At 63.9% G+C, this 1,957-nt stretch carries 5 protein-coding genes; all 5 read right to left on the reverse strand.

The window, feature by feature from the left end; all coding sequences use genetic code 11:
* Positions 1-152: Maf family protein (locus tag EN925_RS33765; protein ID WP_206633093.1), on the reverse strand; the 152-nt coding region annotated here is incomplete at its 3' end.
* 21 nt (positions 153-173) lie between these two features.
* On the reverse strand, positions 174-392 hold the full coding sequence (infA, locus tag EN925_RS33770; RefSeq protein WP_006200926.1) for a translation initiation factor IF-1: 219 nt from the start codon (positions 390-392) through the stop codon (positions 174-176).
* A gap of 87 nt (positions 393-479) precedes the next feature.
* A complete protein-coding gene (locus tag EN925_RS33775) occupies positions 480-950 on the reverse strand; it encodes a low molecular weight phosphatase family protein (RefSeq protein WP_013530197.1) in 471 nt (156 codons plus the stop codon).
* Positions 938-1,423, reverse strand: a complete 486-nt coding sequence (locus EN925_RS33780; protein WP_013530198.1) for a UPF0262 family protein — start codon at positions 1,421-1,423, stop codon at positions 938-940. The genes EN925_RS33775 and EN925_RS33780 overlap by 13 nt, the downstream gene beginning before the upstream one ends.
* 6 nt (positions 1,424-1,429) lie before the next feature.
* A partial coding sequence (locus EN925_RS33785) for a histidinol dehydrogenase (protein WP_206633085.1) occupies positions 1,430-1,957 on the reverse strand: 528 nt, incomplete at its 5' end.

Raw genomic sequence — 1,957 nt, forward strand, 5'->3', positions numbered from 1 at the left:
CGCTTGGCCAGCGAGCGTGGATGCTCGGCACGCAGCGGCGTTTCGTCGATATCGGCCGGCAGCACGCGGTCCGGCTCGATCCCGGCCTGCTGCAAGAGCTCGATTCGGCGCGGCGAACCCGAGGCAAGCACCAGCTTCTGCAAAATGCTCATCGCGGACCAGTCGGGCTTTGCTTACTTGAAACGATAGGTGATGCGGCCCTTGGTCAGGTCGTATGGCGTCATCTCGACCAGAACCTTGTCGCCGGTCAGCACGCGGATGCGGTTCTTGCGCATGCGGCCGGCCGTATGGGCGATGATTTCGTGTTCGTTTTCGAGCTTTACCCGGAACATCGCGTTCGGCAACAATTCCGTCACGACACCCGGAAACTCGAGGACTTCTTCCTTCGGCATTCGATACCTTTGCTTGGATGGTAGTTCCAGCACCCTGGCCGGAATTTCGGCGGAACCTATATGATAATCGTCCGCTTGTGAACACGCTTAATCCGTCGCGTTTTTTGCCTCTGGAAGCAAGAAACGTCGGCCTATGCGCACCTTCAGCCGCTCGCGGACGTCCCGGTACGCTGCCATGATCTGTTCGCGCGTGCCACCGGCGTCGGTCGGGTCCGGCGTCGGCCAATATTCGACCTCGACGGCGAGCGAGCGGGTGAGTTCGAGTGCGGCGTGGTGCGCTTCGGGTGCCAGCGTGACGATCAGGTCGAAATAGTCGTCCTCGAGATCGTCCATCGTCCTTGGGTGGCGCTCGCCCAGCGTGAGATCTTCTTCGGCCAGCACCGCATCGACGAACGGATCGCGCTCGCCGGCGCGAACGCCGGCCGAAGCGACAAAGACGGTGGCGGGCAGCATCCGGCGCGCCAGCTGCTCCGCCATTGGCGAGCGCACGGCATTCATGCCGCACAGGAACAGGATCGAACGGGGCAGGGCGCCGGGCGACAGGGCTAGCCCCGCCAGTGCAGCACGCAGACCAGCGTGAACAGCCGGCGCGCCGTGTCGAAGTCGATGTCGATCTTGCCGGACAGCCGGTCCATCAACGTCTGCGAACCTTCATTGTGCAGGCCGCGGCGGCCCATGTCGATCGCCTCGATATGGCTCGGCGTCGAGGAACGGATGGCGTCGTAGTAGCTTTCGCAGATCATGTAGTAATCCTTGACGATGCGCCGGAGCGGCGTCAGCGACAGGATATGGGTGACGACGGCGGTGCCATCCTCGCGCGCAACGGCAAACACCAGGCGCTGCTCGGCCAGCGACAGTTTCAGCCGGTAAGGGCCGTCGCCGCTGTCATTGACGGGCTGGAAACTGTTCTCCTCGATCAGGTCGAAGATCGCCACCGCGCGTTCATGCTCGACATCCGGCGTTGACCGGCCGATCGATTCATCGAGTTCGACATCGATCAGCCTGGCGCGGGTTTGATCGGGGCCAGACATCGCCGCCTACATGTTCAACCGTATGGCGACGGAGCGTCCATGCGCGTCAAGACCCTCCGCCTTTGCCAGCGCAATCGCCGCCGGCGCCAAGATACGCAACTGCTCCGGTCCAAGCTTGAGGATCGACGTGCGCTTGACGAAATCGAGCACGGACAGGCCGGACGAGAAACGCGCCGAGCGCGCCGTCGGCAGCACATGGTTGGAGCCGCCGACATAGTCGCCGATGGCTTCCGGCGTGTGGCGGCCGAGAAAGACCGCACCGGCATTGCGCATCCGCGACAGGAAGCCCTCGGCGTCGTCGATGGCCAGTTCGACATGTTCGGCGGCGATGCGATCGACCAGCGGCAGCGCGGCGTCGATGGTCGACACCTGGATCACGGCACCAAAATCGCGCCAGCTCGCCGCTGCCGTTTCAGCGCGTGGCAGGCTCTGCAACTGGCGCTCGACCGCCTGTTCGACCGCGATGCCGAAAGCCGGATCGTCGGTGACCAGGATCGACTGCGCCGAAGCGTCGTGTTCTGCCTGGGCCAGCAG

It is taken from the genome of Mesorhizobium sp. M7A.F.Ca.US.006.04.2.1 (genome assembly GCF_004022915.1).
Taxonomy (GTDB): domain Bacteria; phylum Pseudomonadota; class Alphaproteobacteria; order Rhizobiales; family Rhizobiaceae; genus Mesorhizobium; species Mesorhizobium ciceri.

Coding starts and splice junctions, on each gene's coding strand:
- EN925_RS33780 (WP_013530198.1), bottom strand. CDS start 1,423: ATGTCTGGCCCCGATCAAACCCGCGCCAGGCTGATCGATGTCGAACTC.
- infA (WP_006200926.1), bottom strand. CDS start 392: ATGCCGAAGGAAGAAGTCCTCGAGTTTCCGGGTGTCGTGACGGAATTG.